General features: G+C 66.1%; 14 protein-coding genes. 8 read left to right on the plus strand and 6 right to left on the minus strand.

What is annotated here, in order from left to right:
• Window positions 1-104: 104 nt before the first annotated feature.
• A complete protein-coding gene (locus tag J2X62_RS02940; protein ID WP_222057358.1) occupies window positions 105-1,967 on the minus strand; it encodes a hypothetical protein in 1,863 nt (620 codons plus the stop codon).
• A gap of 232 nt (window positions 1,968-2,199) precedes the next feature.
• On the opposite strand from J2X62_RS02940, the gene J2X62_RS02945 reads away from it, so the two are divergent.
• A complete protein-coding gene (locus tag J2X62_RS02945; RefSeq protein ID WP_222057357.1) occupies window positions 2,200-3,204 on the plus strand; it encodes a M23 family metallopeptidase in 1,005 nt (334 codons plus the stop codon).
• A 74-nt stretch (window positions 3,205-3,278) separates the two neighbouring features.
• Here the strand turns inward: J2X62_RS02945 and pcrA are convergent, their stop codons facing one another.
• Window positions 3,279-5,768, minus strand: coding sequence for a DNA helicase PcrA (pcrA, locus tag J2X62_RS02950; protein ID WP_032388643.1), 2,490 nt, complete (start codon window positions 5,766-5,768; stop codon window positions 3,279-3,281).
• A gap of 328 nt (window positions 5,769-6,096) precedes the next feature.
• Here pcrA and J2X62_RS02955 point away from each other — a divergent pair, with 328 nt between their 5' ends.
• Entirely contained in the window at window positions 6,097-6,387 is a 291-nt protein-coding gene (locus J2X62_RS02955) for a chorismate mutase (protein ID WP_027496010.1), read from the plus strand.
• A gap of 44 nt (window positions 6,388-6,431) precedes the next feature.
• Here J2X62_RS02955 and J2X62_RS02960 read toward each other — a convergent pair whose 3' ends face one another.
• Complete coding sequence (locus J2X62_RS02960) at window positions 6,432-7,883, minus strand: NAD-dependent succinate-semialdehyde dehydrogenase (RefSeq protein WP_032371555.1); 1,452 nt, start codon at window positions 7,881-7,883, stop codon at window positions 6,432-6,434.
• An 83-nt stretch (window positions 7,884-7,966) separates the two neighbouring features.
• Between J2X62_RS02960 and pgi the strand changes: the two genes are divergently transcribed.
• Both pgi and J2X62_RS02970 read left to right on the plus strand, forming a co-directional pair.
• A complete protein-coding gene (gene pgi, locus J2X62_RS02965) occupies window positions 7,967-9,616 on the plus strand; it encodes a glucose-6-phosphate isomerase (RefSeq protein ID WP_310177376.1) in 1,650 nt (549 codons plus the stop codon).
• A 139-nt stretch (window positions 9,617-9,755) separates the two neighbouring features.
• The gene (locus tag J2X62_RS02970; protein ID WP_032365934.1) at window positions 9,756-10,724 is read left to right on the plus strand and encodes a type IV toxin-antitoxin system AbiEi family antitoxin domain-containing protein; all 969 of its coding nucleotides are present in this window, start codon (window positions 9,756-9,758) and stop codon (window positions 10,722-10,724) included.
• Window positions 10,725-10,789: 65 nt separating this feature from the next.
• On the opposite strand, the gene J2X62_RS02975 is transcribed toward J2X62_RS02970, so the two are convergent.
• Together J2X62_RS02975 and J2X62_RS02980 are read right to left on the minus strand one after the other, a co-directional pair.
• The gene (locus tag J2X62_RS02975) at window positions 10,790-12,406 is read right to left on the minus strand and encodes an acyl-CoA dehydrogenase family protein (protein WP_032365935.1); all 1,617 of its coding nucleotides are present in this window, start codon (window positions 12,404-12,406) and stop codon (window positions 10,790-10,792) included.
• Window positions 12,393-12,995 carry a TetR/AcrR family transcriptional regulator gene (locus J2X62_RS02980; RefSeq protein ID WP_032365936.1) on the minus strand — a complete coding sequence of 201 codons (603 nt, stop codon included), beginning with the start codon at window positions 12,993-12,995 and terminating at the stop codon, window positions 12,393-12,395. The genes J2X62_RS02975 and J2X62_RS02980 overlap by 14 nt, the downstream gene beginning before the upstream one ends.
• A gap of 60 nt (window positions 12,996-13,055) precedes the next feature.
• On the opposite strand from J2X62_RS02980, the gene J2X62_RS02985 reads away from it, so the two are divergent.
• The 3 genes from J2X62_RS02985 to J2X62_RS02995 are packed head-to-tail and all read left to right on the plus strand — an operon-like array spanning window position 13,056 to window position 15,335.
• On the plus strand, window positions 13,056-13,820 hold the full coding sequence (locus tag J2X62_RS02985; protein ID WP_032365937.1) for a crotonase/enoyl-CoA hydratase family protein: 765 nt from the start codon (window positions 13,056-13,058) through the stop codon (window positions 13,818-13,820).
• Complete coding sequence (locus J2X62_RS02990; protein ID WP_032365938.1) at window positions 13,817-15,073, plus strand: hypothetical protein; 1,257 nt, start codon at window positions 13,817-13,819, stop codon at window positions 15,071-15,073. The genes J2X62_RS02985 and J2X62_RS02990 overlap by 4 nt, the downstream gene beginning before the upstream one ends.
• 16 nt (window positions 15,074-15,089) lie before the next feature.
• On the plus strand, window positions 15,090-15,335 hold the full coding sequence (locus tag J2X62_RS02995) for a DUF2630 family protein (protein ID WP_032365939.1): 246 nt from the start codon (window positions 15,090-15,092) through the stop codon (window positions 15,333-15,335).
• 99 nt (window positions 15,336-15,434) lie between these two features.
• Here J2X62_RS02995 and J2X62_RS03000 read toward each other — a convergent pair whose 3' ends face one another.
• The gene (locus J2X62_RS03000) at window positions 15,435-16,193 is read right to left on the minus strand and encodes an SDR family oxidoreductase (protein ID WP_032365940.1); all 759 of its coding nucleotides are present in this window, start codon (window positions 16,191-16,193) and stop codon (window positions 15,435-15,437) included.
• Window positions 16,194-16,222: 29 nt separating this feature from the next.
• Here J2X62_RS03000 and J2X62_RS03005 point away from each other — a divergent pair, with 29 nt between their 5' ends.
• A complete protein-coding gene (locus J2X62_RS03005) occupies window positions 16,223-17,653 on the plus strand; it encodes an NAD(P)/FAD-dependent oxidoreductase (RefSeq protein WP_032365941.1) in 1,431 nt (476 codons plus the stop codon).
• Window positions 17,654-17,658 lie beyond the last annotated feature (5 nt).

The following is a 17,658-nucleotide window of genomic DNA, read 5'->3' on the forward strand; positions in this document are numbered from 1 at the left end:
TGAGCGGGTCTGAGCATGGACTTTATCCAGGTGCCCCGACGGCGCATCGGGCGCATGGATGCTATGTGGTCTATCTCACCGCTGCGGCCGCAGTGAAACCGGCGTCACCGATCGGTGCGACGAGCCGAAAGTGCCGCCGCGACACCGAGAACGACGATTCCGGCGACCGATGGCACCACACCGGGTCCCATCTCCGGGTCGGCTGCGCGAGCGGACGTCAGTGGCCACGACGCGAGATGAACGACACCCGCGACGGCCGCACCGGCGAGCAGAACGCTGCCACGCGCAGGGCGGGCCCGGGCGGCAACGAGGGCGGCGACGACGACGCCGACGGCGAGCAGCAGCTGCCCCCAGGTATCCCAACCCCACGGGAACTCGGTGATGGTCGCCGCGGTCAGATCGCTGCCTCGATACAGGGGCAGGGCCAATCCGACTGCCAGTAGAAGGGCCCCGACGAGCGCAGTTCCCAGCACCGGTAAGTAAGTGGCCGCATCCTCGGACGTGTCGACGTCGTCACGCTCGGCCGATCCGGCGAACAGGGCCAGCAGTCCGGCGACGGCCGCGAACACGACGCCCGCGATGATCAGCAGAGCACCCGTCCCGGTATCGACGCCCGCGAGATCCTCGGCCAGCACCACCGACTGCAACACGGCCGCCGCGGCGGACACCGCGGCGAGCCAGAAGACGGACAAGAACGGACGAGCCGCCGCAGCGAACTCGGAGAACAGCAGCGGCACCGAGGCCAGAATCGAGACGAAGCCCGCTATAAGCACCACGCGGGTCGCCAGGATCGTGGGCGCAGTTCCCGCGGCGTCGGTCTCGAGAATCGGCAACAGCGACCCCGCCACCAGCAGTACGCCGGCAAGTACGCCCGCACTGCCTGCTGCCGCATGCCACCTCGTGGTGCCGGGCCCCGAGACCCCGCGCGGACCCCGACCACCCTCGGCGACGGATCGCGCCGCCGCCAGAGCGCGGCGATCACGGCCGGAGGCAATAGGTGCGAGTACAGCGCCTCCGACAGTCAACCCGAGCCCGGCAACGGTGCCGAGGTATGCCCCGAGGCCGGCCTCGATCCGAGCACCGGTAGCCACTCCAGCGAGCAGACCGACACCCGCGAACGAGAGGACCCCGAGACCCGCGCCGACGGCGGCACCGGACGCGACCACCGGCGACAGCGACGCCAACGCCGAGGCCGTGACCACGAGCGCGCCGATCCCGACCAGCGCGGACCCCACCGCCACGAACACCGGCGACTCCACCACCGCCGAGACGATCACCACCGGATCGGCCGACCGGTACAGCGAGGCGAATGCCGCTGCGACGGCCACGACACCGAACGCTCCGAGCAGGATCGCCAACATCGGACCCACCCGGCCCGCCGTCGCCCGTCCCACGTGCTCCGAGTAGACCGAATGTCCGTACCCGTCACCGAGCGCTGCGCGATGCACTGCCGACCACCCCGCTGCACCCGCCAGAACCGACGCAGCGTGACCGGCGAGCAGAACATGAGAGCCAAGGGTGGCGTCGAGCATCGCGGCGCTCAGGGGACGGAACAGCTCGAGCCGGTTCGCATCGATCGGATCGGACAGCACAGCGAGATCGAGGATCGCGATTCCGAGCGTCACCGCGCCGAAGCCTGCGAGCAGAGCGGCACCGAATTCGACGCGTCGCATCGCAGCACTGACGGCTGCAGCAACCGCCACCACGACCGGGAGCGCAACGGCCAGCACAGCGGCCGACGAAACCCCGTCGCCCACCGGCGAACCGTCGACGGCCTGGACGACGCCGATCAACGGAGCTGCAGCGGCACACAGTGCGGCGACGACAGCGAGCACGACGGCGGCGACGATGCGCGACGTGGGCGAATGATCCTCCACGCCGCCGCGGGCATCCTGCGGCGCGATACGTTGCGGTTCGGCTCGGTCGGAGCCGTGGGCGGACGAGTCGTCGAAGGTGGGGGTCGGCACCCGTAGGACGGTATCGGCTCGGTCGCGCCCCGAGCCGTCGGTCACGGTACGTGCCGCATTCGTGTCCGATTACGGATGTGGCGTGTCCCCACATAAACCCTGGTCACCCTGTGAGCCATCTCACATATTGCCCTGGTTTCGGCTGTTAACTTGCGCGCGCCGCAACCATTTCGTTACCGTCTGCCGAGTCTTTCAGTAACGGCCAGGTCACAGATATCGGAGGTTGTAGGTCTTGCAGCAGCACCGCGCGTCCTTTACTTCCAGCCGATTCTCTCGCCCGACGGCGGACGACGCGACCACGGTGTACAGCTACGAGCCCACCACCGAGCCGAGTGCATACGAGGCCTATTCCTACCCCACATACGAGTACGTCGAAGCCGATTTCGCCGGTGCAGCAGCAGCCGACGAGACACCGACCGTCGTCACGACCTACGCAACCACCGCAGACGCCGCCCCCGTGGCTCGTCGCGGCGGAGCGCACCGCATCCCCGTTCCTCCGACTGCACTGAAGGGTCGCGCCGCCGTGCTGGCCGTGGCCGCCGGTGCCGTCGTGGCCGCAGGGCAAGCCGTCATCAACGACGATGCGCCCACCGCAGTCGCCACCTCCGAGTACGCACTCGCCGCGGGTGAAGCACCGGCCGCCGCAGCACTCGCAGCCACCACCGCACCGCAGGCCGACGAGCCGGTAGCCGACGCTTCGAGCGCAACTCCCTCGCAGGCACCGCAGATCCTCAGCGTCGCCGCACCGGTCGACCTCAGCCAGTTCAACGACCTGCTCGCCAAGGGCCAGCGTTTCAGCGAAGAGCGTGCCGCCCGCGAGGCCGCGGCCCGTCGCCCGCTGTTCTCCCTCCCGGCTCAGGGCACGTACACCTCCAACTTCGGCACTCGATGGGGCGTCCTGCATGCCGGCGTCGACGTCGCCAATGCCATCGGAACCCCCATCTACGCCGTCGCCGACGGCAAGGTGATCGATTCCGGTCCCGCGTCGGGCTTCGGAATGTGGGTTCGCCTGCAGCACGCCGACGGCACGATCACGGTCTACGGCCACATCGACACCTCGACAGTCACCGTGGGCCAGGACGTCATGGCCGGCGACCAGATCGCAACCATGGGCAACCGTGGCTTCTCCACCGGCCCGCACCTGCACTTCGAGGTCCACCTTCCGGGTGAGGTCAAGATCGATCCCCTCCCCTGGCTCGCGTCCCGAGGAATCTCCCTCGGACCCGAAATGGACTGAGTCCTTCTCCACCGCTTCACAACAAAGCCGGACCCCGCTTTTCGCAGGGCCCGGCTTTCGCGTTGTCGGGACTTCTACAGCTTGGTCATCGGAACGCCGCCGATGAGCATCATCTTGACGCGACCTGCCGAGCCGAAATCGATCAGCACCATCGCCTTGACTCCGGCACCGGTGGATTCGAGCACCGTACCCAGTCCATACTTGTCGTGGCTGACTCGATCACCCACGGCCAGAACCAGATTGGAGTTTCGGCCCTTCGCGGCACCGAAGCTCGGAGACGAACTCTGGCCACGACTCGACGACCCGCCGTAGCTACCGGAGCCGTAGTTGCCCGAGCCGTAACCGCCGCCCGAGCCGTAACTGTTCGATCCGTAGCTGCCGGATCTACCGCCGCCGATTGCGCGGCCGCCGCCGGTGCCCGGGTCTTCGCGACGCCAGTCGATCAGATGTTGCGGAACCTCTTGCAGGAAGCGTGATTCCGGGTTGGCGATGGGCTGACCCCACGCCGACCTCATGATCGCGCGCGTGAGATAGAGCCGCTGCCGCGCGCGAGTGATGCCCACGTACGCCAAGCGTCGTTCCTCGGACAGCTCGTTCGGATCACCGAGCGCACGCATGTGCGGGAACTGGCCGTCCTCCCACCCGGTGACGAAGACGACCGGAAATTCCAGCCCCTTGGCGGTGTGCAGCGTCATCAACGTCACGACGCCGGTGCCCGAGTCGGGGATCTGATCGGTATCGGCAACCAGAGAAACCCGTTCGAGGAAAGCGGCCAACGAACCGGGCTCGGCCAGACCGTCGACCCCGCCGTCGTCGTCGTTTCGGTCGTCACCTGTTTCGAGCGCCTCTTCGGCCACTGCGGCCTGGTTACGCGCCTCGGACGTGAACTCTCGTGCGACGCTGACCAATTCGTTGAGGTTGTCCAGGCGAGCACCGTCCTGCGGGTCGCTACTGGCCTCGAGCTCGGCGCGATAGCCGGTGCGGTCCAGAACTGCTTCGACCACGTCGCCGATATCGGCGATGTCGTTGCCGTCTCCGTCGGTGGCCGTCAGTACGGCACGCAACTCGTCGAGTAGTTCCATGAACTGAGCGATCAACTTCTGCTGCCGCGAGTTGAGCAACGCCACCTTGCCCGCGGCCGCGTCGTGCAGCGCTCGCGAGAAGCTGATGTCGCGTTGCTCGGCGTGCACGGCCACACACGCCTCGGCGCGGTCTCCGATGCCGCGGCGGGGGGTATTGAGGATGCGCCGCATACTGACGGTGTCGTCTTCGTTGGACAGCACGCGCAGGTACGCAACGAGATCACGGACCTCCTTGCGCTCGTAGAACCGGACGCCGCCGACGACCTTGTACGGCAGGCCGAGACGAATGAAGATCTCTTCGAGCGCGCGCGAAGAGTTGTTGGTCCGGTAGAACACCGCCACCTCGTCGAAACGCACATCCCCGCTGTCGACGAGACGATCGATTTCCGACGCGACGAACGACGCCTCGTCGTGCTCGTTGTCGGCGACGTACCCGACGATCAGTTCGCCTTCACCGGTGTCGGTCCACAACTTCTTCTCGCGTCGTCCGATGTTGCGCGAGATGACGGCATTGGCCGCCGACAGAATGTTCTGCGTCGATCGGTAGTTCTGCTCGAGCAGAATGGTGCGAGCGTCGGGGTAGTCGCGCTCGAACTCCTCGATGTTGCGAATGGTCGCGCCGCGGAATGCGTAGATCGATTGATCGGCGTCACCCACCACGCAGAGTTCACCCGGCGCGACGGTGCCCTCGAGCGCGCCGTCTGCATCGGGCGTGCCGACGAGTTCGCGAACCAGCATGTACTGGGCGTGGTTGGTGTCCTGGTACTCGTCGACCAGTACGTGCCGGAACCGGCGTCGGTAGTACTGCGCCACCTGCGGGAAGGCCTGCAGAATTCCCACCGTTTCGCCGATGAGGTCGTCGAAGTCCATGGCGTTGGCTGCGCGCAGACGCTGCTGGTAGATGCGATAGACCTTCGCGACGAGTCGGGGCAGCTCGGCGGGGTCACCGTCGGCGTCCTCGGCGGCCTTGTCCGGGCCGATCAGCTCGTTCTTGAGGTTGGAGATCGCCGTCGAGAGCAGACGAGCCGAGAACTTCTTGGTGTCGATCTGCAGGTCTTTGGAGATCATCGTCAGCAGCCGACGTGAGTCGTCCGCGTCGTAGATCGAGAAGTTGGAGTTCAATCCCGGCAACAATGCCGCCTGGGCGCGCAGGATGCGCACGCAACTGGAGTGGAACGTCGACACCCACATGGCGTTCGCCCGCGGCCCCACCAGACCTGCCACTCGCTCGCGCATCTCGGCGGCGGCCTTGTTGGTGAACGTGATCGCCAGGACCTGCCCCGGCGACACCCCCCGCTCCGCGAGCAGATAGGCGATGCGACGCGTCAGCACCGCTGTCTTGCCCGAGCCTGCACCGGCCACGATGAGCAGCGGCGATCCCGTGTGTACGACGGCCTCGCGCTGCTGAGGATTGAGCCCCTCCAGCAGCGCGTCGGACGAGGTGTTCTTACGGGACTCGAGGCCCTGGAGGAATGTGTTCATCGTCTGGCCAGGCTACCGGCGCGTACCGACAAACCCACATCCCGTGGTCGTCGGCGTCATCTCCGACTTTTCAGGACGGTTACCCCGTGGCACACTGGATCGGTGATCGAAAAAGTCGTGCGTCATCGCTTGCGTCGGATCGGCCACTGCGCAGCCGGACGAGCGGGAGCCTGTCGACAGTCGTAACGCCCCAGCTTTCCCGGCGGGAATCTCGTCGATTTCGGTCCTTCGAGACGAAACCCAGCCGACAGCCGCTGCAGTTCCGAATACGAAAGGCGTAACGGTGCCGGACGACGCAACGATCCAAGATGTGACCCGAGGAGAGACGATGGCTATGACGACGAAGATCGATTCAGAGACTGCATTGCCTTCCAGCGAAGCCGAGATCAACGACCTGCGTCAGGAGATCGACCGTCTCGACGCCGAGATCCTCGCGGCAGTGCGGCGTCGCTCCGAGGTCTCGCAGATCATCGGACGCACCCGCATGGCGTCCGGCGGCCCGCGCCTCGTGCACAGCCGTGAGATGAAAGTTCTCGAGCGTTTCAGCAGCCTCGGTCAGGAAGGCCACACGCTGGCCATGCTCCTGCTCCGCCTCGGCCGCGGTCGCCTCGGCCACTGATCGAACCCCGGTTGGGCGCGCAGGATGCACGCCCAACCGATGCTCTACTTCAGTGCGATGTACTTGGTCTCGAGGTATTCCTCGATTCCCTCGGATCCGCCCTCACGGCCGAATCCGGATTCTTTGACTCCACCGAACGGTGCTGCCGCGTCCGAGATCACTCCGCGGTTGACACCCACCATGCCGCTGTCGATCGCGTCGGCCACCCGTAGCGCACGGTCCAGGCTCTCGGTGTAGATGTACGACGCCAATCCGTACTCGGTGGCGTTGGCTGCGTCGATTCCTTCCTGTTCGGTGTCGAACCCGACGATCGGGGCCACCGGGCCGAACACTTCTTCCTTCAGAATGCGGGCCGACGTCGGCATGTCGGTGAGCACGGTCGCCGGGTAGAAGTAGCCGTCGCCACCCGGTGCGCTACCGCCGAGCGCTACCGTCGCGCCCTTCTCCACGGCATCGTCGACGAGCTCCTGCACGGTCTCGAGCTGGTCTGCGTTGATCAGCGGTCCGAGCTTGGTGTCGGGGTCGACGCCGGGTCCGAGCTTCATCTCGGACATCTTCGCCACCAACTTGGTGGTGAATTCCTCACGCACGCTGTTGTGCACGTGCAGACGGTTCGCCGCCGTGCAGGCCTCGCCGCCGTTGCGCATCTTCGCCAGCATCGCGCCGTCCACCGCGTCGTCGATGTTCGCGTCGTCGAACACGACGAACGGGGCATTGCCACCGAGTTCCATCGACGTCCGCAGCAACCTCGTCGCGGACTTCTCGACGAGCGATTTGCCGACGCCGGTGGATCCGGTGAAGGTGAGTTTGCGGAGCCTCGGGTCTTCGAGCAGCGGCCCGGTGACGTCGCCGGACTTCGAGGTCGTCAGCACCGAGAGCACGCCCTCCGGTAGACCCACCTCGTCGAAGATCTGCGCGAGCAGCAGCATCGTCAGCGGGGTCTCTCGTGCCGGCTTGACCACGATTGTGCAACCGGCGGCCAGGGCAGGGCCGATCTTCCTGGTACCCATCGCCAACGGGAAATTCCACGGGGTGATCGCCAGTACCGGGCCGACCGGAGCCTTGGTCACGAGAATGCGGCCGTTGCCCGCCGGGGCCGGGGTGTAGCGACCACCGATGCGCACCGCTTCCTCGGCGAACCACCGGAAGAACTCCGCACCGTATTTCACCTCGGCCTTCGACTCCGCGAGGGCCTTGCCCATCTCCAGGGTCATCAGCAGCGCGATGTCGTCGGCACGTTCGGTGACCTTCTCGAACGCCGCTCGAAGAATTTCACTGCGTTCGCGGGCAGGTGTTGCCGCCCAGCTCTTCTGCGCCGCAGCAGCCGCGTCGAGGGCCTTCATCGCGTCGGCCGGGGATGCGTCCGCCACCTCCGTCAGGGGCTTGCCGGTCGCCGGATCGTTCACCGCGAACGTCTTACCGCCCTCGGCGTCGACGGCCTTGCCGCCGATCCACAGTTTTGCCGGAATCGAATCGATCAATGCACGTTGGTCCATACCGTCCATGATGCCTCCGCAGCGCCCGATGCAAACGACAAACGACGCGCGCATGACTCGGCACCGGATTACTGTTGGTTCGTATGAGCGTCGATATCACCGGCACGGATGCCTGGCAGAAACTGACCGATCACCACTCCGAGATTGCCGATACTCATCTCCGAACTCTGTTCGCCGATGACGCCGACCGAGGGCGCACCTTCACCCTCGCCGCCGCGGATCTTCACATCGACTACAGCAAGCACCGGGTCACGAGCGAGACTCTCGACCTGCTGATCGAACTGGCCCGCACCGCAGACGTCGAAGGCAAGCGCGACGCCATGTTCGCAGGCGAGCACATCAACACCTCCGAGGATCGCGCTGTTCTGCACACCGCGCTGCGCCTTCCCGCCGACGCGTCGTTGACCGTCGACGGCCAGGACGTCGTCGCCGATGTGCACGAAGTCCTCACGGCCATGGGCGAATTCACCGATCGCGTGCGTTCGGGCGAATGGGTCGGTGCCACCGGCGAGAAGATCTCCACCGTCGTCAACATCGGCATCGGTGGATCCGATCTGGGCCCGGTCATGGTCTACAACGCACTCCGTCACTACGCCGACGCGGGGATCTCGGCGAAATTCGTCTCGAACGTCGACCCCGCCGATCTCGTCGGCGCACTCGACGGACTCGACCCGGCGTCGACGCTGTTCATCATCGCCTCCAAGACGTTCTCCACCCTCGAGACGCTGACCAACGCCACCGCGGCCCGCCGCTGGCTCGTCGACGCGCTCGGTGAAGACGCCGTGGCCAAGCACTTCGTCGCCGTGTCCACCAACGCCGAGCGCGTCGCGGACTTCGGCATCGACACCGCCAACATGTTCGGCTTCTGGGACTGGGTGGGCGGACGCTATTCCGTGGACTCGGCAATCGGACTGTCGGTCATGGCCGTCGTCGGCAAAGAGGCATTCGCCGAATTCCTCGACGGTTTTCATCGGATCGACGAGCACTTCCGGTCGACACCGCTCGCCGAGAACGCACCAGTTCTGCTCGGCCTCATCGGCCTCTGGTACAGCAACTTCTTCGGCGCGGAAACCCGTGCAGTGCTGCCGTATTCGAATGATCTCTCCCGCTTCGCCGCGTACTTGCAGCAGTTGACCATGGAGTCGAACGGCAAGTCCGTCAAGGCCGACGGCTCCCCCGTCACCACCTCCACCGGCGAAATCTTCTGGGGCGAACCGGGCACCAACGGACAGCATGCCTTCTACCAATTGCTGCACCAGGGAACACGTTTGGTGCCTGCGGACTTCATCGGTTTCGCCGAGCCCACCGACGACCTGCCCACCCGTGACGGCACTGGCTCGATGCACGACCTGCTGATGAGCAACTTCTTCGCCCAGACCAAGGTGCTCGCGTTCGGCAAGACCGCCGAGGAAATCGCCGCCGAGGACACACCCGCAGATGTGGTGCCGCACAAGGTGATGCCGGGCAACCGACCGTCCACCTCGATCCTCGCCCCCAAACTCACCCCGTCCGTCGTCGGACAATTGATCGCCCTGTACGAACACCAGGTCTTCGTCGAAGGCGTCATCTGGGGAGTCGACTCCTACGACCAGTGGGGCGTCGAACTCGGTAAGACCCAGGCACTCGAACTGACACCGGTACTCACCGACCCCGAAGCCCCTGCCGTGCAATCGGATTCATCCACCGACGCCCTGGTGCGCTGGTACCGGGCGCAGCGGGGTCGTTCGGCCTGAGTTCGGTCGGGCCCGGCCGGGACGCAGATCAGCTCCCCAGTTTCGGATTTATGCCTCCGATCGGCGTCGGATATCCGAAACTGGGGAGCTTTTTCGCTGCATACGGATCCGAATCGACGGTCGGCGCGTCCAAGCATCCATGGACCTACCTCACACCGACCTGTTCACCAGAGCTGACGCACTTACTTTCGGGTTGACCGACGACGACCTGAAAAGGCTGCGCCGCGCCGGTGAATTGTCGGTGCTGCGACCGGGCTTCTATGTGCCTACCACGCTGATGCACGAGGCCAGCCCGACCGAACGTCATTTCCTGCTGGCGCGGTCGTATCTGATGTCCGCACCGGCGGACGAAGTGCTCAGCCACGTCTCGGCGGCCATCGCCTGGGGCTTCGACGTCTGGAAGCTGCCGCTCGACAAGGTACACATGACACACGGTCTCGATTACGCGAGCAAGCGTCGCCCGCTCCGAATTCTCCACGGGACTACATTGGACCCCGCCGAACGCACAACCGTCAACGGCTACCCGGTCACCACCGCGGCTCGAACGGTCGTGGACATCGCTCGCACCAGCAGTGTGGATCGATCGGTATGCGTCGGCGACAGTGCACTGAGATCCGGCCACACGGACTCGGACGCGCTGGCCCACGCGGTCGAATCCGCACGATTCCGAACCGGCATCGCAGCCGCCCGACGCGCGGTGTCTCTGATGAACGGGCGTAGTGAGAGCGTCGGCGAATCGCGCAGCCGAGTGCTGTTCGAAACCCTCCCGCTCCCCACACCTCTGCTCAACCAATGGGTGCACGACGGAGCCGGCCGCTTCGTGGGAAGAGTCGACTTCCTGTTCTGGGAGCTGGGTGTCATCGGCGAATTCGACGGCGAATCGAAGTACGACTCGAAACGCGTTCTGTTGGATGAGAAGTATCGCGAGGACCGACTTCGCGAACTGGGTTGGGTCATCGTGCGGTGGAACTGGCGTGAACTCGACGATCCCCGAGCACTGCTTCGCCGCTTCGAGCAGGCCTTCGCCCGCGCAGCTGCGCTACCGGCACCCAGCGGATGGTTCGGCGACCAGAGGATGGCGGCGGATCAGCTCCCCAGTTTCGGATAACTGACTCCGATCGGCGTCACATTTACGAATGTGGGGAGCTGATCCGCAGGACACGAGCCAAATCGTCACACCCGACCCAACACAGCTGAGGTATCGACTCCGACGGGCAGGGTGCCGAAGGCAATGCCCCAGTCTCGGTCGAGTCGGCTCGCACAGAAGGCGTCGGCCACTGCGGGATTTCCGTGCATCACCAGTTGCGCGCCCTGGAAGGTCAGTGCCATCAGTTCGACGACGCGGCGGGCGCGGTATTCCATGTCGGAGGTGTCGGAGAGTTCTTTCCCGACGCGGGCGATGGCGTCGTCCAGTCGAGAGTCCACGCCCGACGCCTTGCCGATCTCACCGAAGAAGGCCTCGACACTGTCGGGTTGACGGGCCAGTGCACGCAGGGAGTCGAGTGCGGCGACGTTGCCCGAGCCCTCCCAGATCGACATCAGCGGCGATTCGCGGAACAACCGAGGCATGCCCGATTCTTCGACGTAGCCGTTGCCGCCGAGGCATTCGAGTGCTTCGGCGGCGTGTGCGGGTGCGCGCTTGCACACCCAGTACTTGGTGACGGCCAACGCAATTCGGCGTAGGGCGCTCTCCTGCTCGTCGCCGCGGGCGGAACCGTCGGTGGCCTGCGCCAGACGAATCATGGCGGCGGTGGCGGCCTCGGATTCGATGGTCAAGTCTGCCAACACGTTTCGCATCAGTGGCTGATCGATCAGCTGCGCACCGAAGGCAGCTCGGTGACGTGCGTGATGCACCGCGCGGACGGTGGCGTTGCGAATACCGGCAGCAGAGCCGATGACGCAGTCCAGCCGGGTCATGTTCACCATCTCGATGATGGTGCGCACCCCGCGGCCCTCCTCGCCGACGAGCCAGCCGGTCGCACCGTCGTACTCCAGTTCTCCCGAGGCGTTGGACTTGTTGCCGAGCTTGTCCTTCAAGCGCTGCAACATCATTCGGTTACGGGTGCCGTCGGGCAGCACCCGCGGCAACATGAAGCACGACAGCCCGCCCGGTGCCTGGGCCAACGTCAGGAACATGTCCGACATCGGTGCCGAGGTGAACCATTTGTGACCGACGATCGAATAGGTGCCGTCCGACGACGGGGTAGCGGTGGTGGTGTTGGCGCGAACGTCCGAGCCGCCTTGCTTCTCCGTCATCGACATACCGGCGATCAAGCCGCGTTTGCTCGACGGCTCGCGCAGCCCGAAGTCGTACTCCCGGGACGCGAGCAGAGGCTCGAACTGCGCGGCGAGAGAGGGGTTGTGCCGCAACGCCGGTACGACGGCGTAGGTCATCGAGATCGGGCACATGTGGCCTGCTTCGGCCTGTCCCCATACGTAGAATTTCGCGGCGCGGGCCACGTGCGCACCCACTCGGTCGTCCGTCCACGGGCTGGCGTGCAGTCCGTGCTGCACCGCGACGGTCATCAGATCGTGCCAGTGCGGATGGAATTCGACCTCGTCGACGCGATGGCCGTACCGATCGTGAGTCCTGAGCACCGGCGGGTTCTCGTTCGCGAGCCTGCCCCACTCCTGGGCCTCGACTCCGCCTGCGAGAGCGCCCAATTGACGCACCTCGTCGCGCGCCCAGCCGCCGCCGGCTCGGTCGAGACCGTCCAGCAGCGAGGCGTCGTCGGACACGTCGTAGGGCGTCAGGTCGGTCGCCTGATTGAAGACCTCATGTGTGTTCATCTCGAACTCCTAACGCACGCAACGAATAAGCGACGAGACCGGGGACCACGTCCACGGACTCGTGCGAGGACAACGGACCGACCAGCACCTCGCCGACGGCACCCACGAGGCCGGCGGCCGAGATCGCCGCGTCCTGATCGGGAATTTCCCCGGCCGCGATTCCTGCCACGATCGCGTCGGCGAACGCAGCGGTGAATTTGCGCCGGAACACCAACCGCTCGGCGTCCACTGCTGGATCGACCGGTTCGGCGAGCAGCGCGTAGGCCATCGTGCGGTTCTTCAGGGCCCGCCCGGCGAAGGTCTGCACCACCGCGGCGACTCGCTCGGATGTGCTGCCGTGTGCGGCGACGGCGACCACCGCAGCCACTTCTCGGGTGCAGACCTGCCGGAAGATCTCGACGACCAGGTCGGATTTGCCGTCGAAGTGGGTGTAGACGCTGCCCGCGGACACGCCGGCGGCCGCGGCGACCGAGGCCACCGACAGGCCGGCGTATCCCTTGGTGGACAGGACCTCGACGGCGGCAGCAAGCAGTTTCGTTCGGCCGGCATCGAGCCGGGCCTGCACTGCGGGTGTTCGCCGGTAGGCCATTGAAGGATTGAAGCACTGATTCAGTGCTTCACGCAAGGGGACTCGAGTAGGTTCGTAACCATGCCGGTACGGATCGAACGATCAGGCCCCGTCACCACCGTGGTCCTCTCACGCCCGGAGGCACGCAACGCCGTCGACGGGCCCACTGCTCAGGAACTCACCCAGGCCTTCGAGGAATTCGATGCCGACGAATCCGCGTCGGTTGCCGTGTTGTGGGGCGAAGGAGGAACCTTCTGCTCGGGTGCCGATCTGAAGTCGCTCGGCACACCCAGGTCGAACCACGCGACCGAACACGGCGACGGTCCGATGGGCCCGACGCGAATGCGGTTGTCCAAGCCGGTCATCGCCGCGGTGTCGGGATACGCCGTCGCGGGTGGGCTCGAACTCGCCCTGTGGTGCGACCTACGCATCGCGGAGGACGACACCACGTTCGGCGTGTTCTGTCGACGCTGGGGCGTGCCTCTGATCGACGGCGGCACAGTGCGATTGCCGCGCATCATCGGTACCGGACGAGCGATGGACATGATTCTCACCGGTCGTGCCGTGGCCGCCCAGGAGGCGTTGGACATCGGATTGGTTACCCGGGTGGTTCCGGTCGGCCGTGCCCGATCCGAGGCCGAGGCATTGGCCGCCGAACTGGCATTGCTGCCCCAGACCTGCATGCGCGAGGATCGACTGTCCGTCCTCGAGCAGGACGGCCTCGACGAGGAAGCCGCGCTGAAGAACGAGTTTCGGCACGGTGCCATCTCGATCACCGCCGACGCGCTCACCGGAGCGAGTCGGTTCGCCTCGGGCGCGGGGCGACACGGTACCCCCAGTCCGTGACCTCGACCCGCCTGTCGGTGATCGACGAGATCTTTCTCCGCACACACCGCGGGTACGGCACACCGATTGCACTGCAGGGTATTTGGCGTACTGCCGAGTCGGTGACCCAGGACGAACTCGAACGGGTACACGCTGCGCTCGCACGCGGGCAGCTGGGACGGCAGGTCGGCGTGCCTCGCATCCCCGGTGCCCGGCTCCGATGGGACGTCTGTTCCACCTCGCTGCCGCTGACCGTCGCCTCCGAGCCGGTCGACGACGCCATCGAGTGGGCCGACCACCAGGCCGATGTGCAGTTGGATCCGCAATACGGACCGGGCTGGCGGTTGACGGCAGCTCCGCTGGCCGGCGGCGGTACCGTCGTATCGCTGGTGTGCTCGCATGCGCTCGCCGACGCCCGTGGGCTCATCGACGCTGCTGCACAGTCGTTTTCGGGCTCGGTAGAAACCGAACCGATCGCCTCCCCCGGTTCGGACGCGGCGGACGCTCTGCGCATGATCGTCACCGTGCTCGTGCGGTCGATCGTCGCGACCGCTCGACTGTGGGTGAGCGCGAAGGCTCGGGCCGAGCTGCGCGCGTTCACGGCATCCGACTCGAATCGCACACGCCCCCACAGTGTTCGACGCGCCTCCTCGGTGGTTTTGGATATCGATGCAGCGCAGTGGGATTCGGCTGCCGAGCTCGGTGGTGGCTCACCCAATTCGTTGTTCGTGTGCGTCGTCGCCGCGACCATGGCAGAACTCGGCTCACCCACGGTGACCGTCGACATCCCCTTCCGCACCGGATCCGGCGACGCGAACTCGATCGGGATGGCCACCGTCGACGTTCGCGGAGACGATTCACCGGCGGCAGTGCGCGCGGCGTGCAAAGCTGCCTTCGCCGCGCCCGTCGGAGCGCCCGCGGGGTACCCGCCCGAGGTTGTCCAACTGCTCCCCCACCGCCTTGCGGCGAAGTTGACCTCGACGCCGGGGCGCGGAGAAGTGTTGTGCTCCAACATCGGCGACATTCCGCATGCTCTGACGACCCTCGGGCCGCATCGATCCTGCGGTCTGGCCACCCGCGCGATCCACCCCGCACCGACGGGACCGATCCCGCTGTCGACGATCAGGCTGTCGACCTACCTGTCCCGGATGGACGGGCGCTACACACTCTCCCTGGTGTGCACCGACGACGCGCTGGTCGGATCGGCGGCAGAGCTCACCGCAGCGGTGCACCGCGCTCTGGCGCGGCGAAACCTGGCCGGTACACCCTGGTAGGTCTACCGTTGCAGCCATGAACGAGCACGATATCCACACCAAGATTCAGCAGCTGATCGCCACCGAGCACAAGCTGCGCACCGACACCCAGGCCGGGGAGATCGATCCCGACACCGAAAAGGCGCAGCTCGCGTCACTCGAACACGCTCTCGATCAGTGCTGGGACCTGCTCCGGCAGCGCCGCGCACGCATCGACGCAGGCAAGGACCCCGACTCCGCGACGGCCAACAGCGTCGACCAGGTCGAGGGATACCTGCAGTAACCGGGTCATTCCGCAGGCTCCACTCCTGCAGTAACCGGGTCATTCCGCAGGCTCCACTCCTGCAGTAACCGGGTCATTCCGCAGGCTCCACTCCTGCAGTCAGACCATTCGATCCGTCAGCACGTTCGGCAGGAACCGCAGCGCCGCGTCGATGCCTCGCCATTTCAGGCCGGGCAGCGCGGCGCGGCGCGTTTCGCTTTCGATGGCACGGACCATCGCGGTGACGCCTTCGTCCAGAGTGGCTGTGAGAGCAGCACTGTCACCTGCGCCGGCCGACATGTCGGTGGCGATGAAGCCCGGCAGCAGCGTCGTGACGACGATGTCGGTGCGAGCCAGCTCAGTGGCCAACGATTCGCCCAGAGAGGCCACCGCCGCTTTGCTGGCCGAGTAGGTCGCCTTGGCACCGGGCAGACCCCGATCGGCGCTGATGGATGAGACGAACACCAGGTGCCCGTGCTTCTGGGCCCGGAATATCGCCAACGCGGCCTCGGCCTGCGACAGCGCACCGACGAAATTGGTGCGCGCGGTCTGCAGATTGGCGTCCGCGCGACCGGATCCGATTTTCGCACCCTTGCCGAGTCCGGCATTGACGACAACTCGATCCAGGCCGCCCAACTCGTCGCGCAGTTCGCCGAACACCGTCACCACGGCATCGTGATCGGTGACGTCGAGGGCGCGCACCGCCACGGTGATCCCGGGGTGCTGCGTCATGAGTTCGGAGCGGAGTTCGTCGAGCCGCTCGCCCCGTCGCGCACAGAGCGCGAGATCCCGGCCCATGGCCGCGAAGCGGCGCGCCATCTCCTCGCCCAGTCCTGAACTCGCGCCGGTGATCAGAATCTTGCTCCGAGTGGTCGCCATAAGCGGGGAGCCTATGTCACTGTGGAGCAATGGCCCCAGAGAGCTCGGAATTCGATGTGATCGTCATCGGCGGAGGACCCGTCGGTGAGAATGCCGCGCAGTACGCGATACAAGGCAGCAGCCGCACCGCCGCCATCGTCGAACACGAACTCGTCGGCGGCGAATGCTCGTACTGGGCATGCATGCCCAGCAAGGCGCTCCTGCGGCCGAGCGAGGTGCTCGATACCGCCCGAAACATGCCGGGCGTGAAAGAACTGGTCGGCGACCAACCCCTCGACGCCGACGCCGTACTGGCCCGACGCGAATCCTTCACCCACGGCCTCGACGACTCGTCGCAGGTGTCGTGGGCCGAGTCCGCGGGCATCTCGGTGATCCGTGGCCACGGACGGCTCAGCGGGGTCAAGACCGTCGAGGTCGACGGCAGAACGCTCACAGCTCGGCATGCGGTGGTGCTGGCCACCGGCACCACCGCGTCGGTGCCGAACACGCCTGGCCTTCGCGATGCCCGACCGTGGATCTCCCGCGACGCCACGAACATTCACGAGACCCCCGGCCACGTGGCCATCATCGGCGGCGGTGTCGTGGCGAGCGAGGCAGCGACGTGGCTGCTGTCCCTGGGGGCGAAAGTCACGATGATCGTGCGCGGCTCGTCCCTGCTGGCCGGCTCCGAGCCGTTCGCCGGGCAGCTCGTCGCCGACGCACTGAAACAACGCGGCGCAACGATCATGCTCGACGCGTCCCTGACGGCCGTGTCGCGGCAAGATCCCGCCGACACCGGCGTCGGCCGAATCCACGGTGGTCCGGTCACTCTCACAGTCGGCGGCGAGGACCTCGTCGTGGACGAGGTGCTGGTCGCGGCGGGCCGCTCCCCGGCGAGCTCGGATCTGGGACTGTCCTCCGTCGGTCTTCCCGACGGCAGATACGTCGACGTCGACGACCACCTCACTGTGGGAGACCACGACTGGCTCTATGCCGTCGGCGATCTCAACGGCCGGGCACCGTTGACGCACATGGGCAAGTATCAGGGACGGGTGGCCGGTGACGTCATCGCCGCCCGGGCCGAGGGAAAGCCGCTCGATCACAAGAAGTTTCGCGCCACCGCCGACCACGGACAGATTCCCCAGGTCGTGTTCACGCCCCTCGAGGTCGCCTCGGTCGGGCTCACCGAGGCCAAGGCGCGCGAAGCCGGTATCGACGTCGAGATCGCGGCCCAGGACATCGCCGTCGCGGGTTCCTCCCTACAGCAGGACGACTACTCGGGTCGTGCGCAGTTGGTGATCGACAGGGCCACCGACACTCTCGTCGGGGCGACCTTCGTCGGGCCGGGGGTGGCGGAATTGGTGCACGCGGCCACCGTTGCCGTGGTCGGGAAGGTATCGCTCGACGATCTGTGGCATGCGGTGCCGTCGTACCCGACTGTCAGCGAAATCTGGCTCCGACTACTCGAATCGCGCCGGTGACAGGT

The organism is Rhodococcus sp. 3258, from assembly GCF_031456475.1.
GTDB lineage: Bacteria > Actinomycetota > Actinomycetes > Mycobacteriales > Mycobacteriaceae > Rhodococcoides > Rhodococcoides fascians.

Bases quoted from the DNA above. Each gene is read 5' to 3' on its own strand.
- J2X62_RS03005 (WP_032365941.1), top strand. From the start codon at position 16,223: ATGGCCCCAGAGAGCTCGGAATTCGATGTGATCGTCATCGGCGGAGGA.
- pgi (WP_310177376.1), top strand. From the start codon at position 7,967: ATGAGCGTCGATATCACCGGCACGGATGCCTGGCAGAAACTGACCGAT.
- J2X62_RS03000 (WP_032365940.1), bottom strand. From the start codon at position 16,193: ATGGCGACCACTCGGAGCAAGATTCTGATCACCGGCGCGAGTTCAGGA.
- J2X62_RS02975 (WP_032365935.1), bottom strand. From the start codon at position 12,406: ATGAACACACATGAGGTCTTCAATCAGGCGACCGACCTGACGCCCTAC.
- J2X62_RS02980 (WP_032365936.1), bottom strand. From the start codon at position 12,995: ATGGCCTACCGGCGAACACCCGCAGTGCAGGCCCGGCTCGATGCCGGC.
- J2X62_RS02985 (WP_032365937.1), top strand. From the start codon at position 13,056: ATGCCGGTACGGATCGAACGATCAGGCCCCGTCACCACCGTGGTCCTC.
- pcrA (WP_032388643.1), bottom strand. From the start codon at position 5,768: ATGAACACATTCCTCCAGGGCCTCGAGTCCCGTAAGAACACCTCGTCC.
- J2X62_RS02970 (WP_032365934.1), top strand. From the start codon at position 9,756: ATGGACCTACCTCACACCGACCTGTTCACCAGAGCTGACGCACTTACT.
- J2X62_RS02955 (WP_027496010.1), top strand. From the start codon at position 6,097: ATGGCTATGACGACGAAGATCGATTCAGAGACTGCATTGCCTTCCAGC.
- J2X62_RS02995 (WP_032365939.1), top strand. From the start codon at position 15,090: ATGAACGAGCACGATATCCACACCAAGATTCAGCAGCTGATCGCCACC.
- J2X62_RS02960 (WP_032371555.1), bottom strand. From the start codon at position 7,883: ATGGACCAACGTGCATTGATCGATTCGATTCCGGCAAAACTGTGGATC.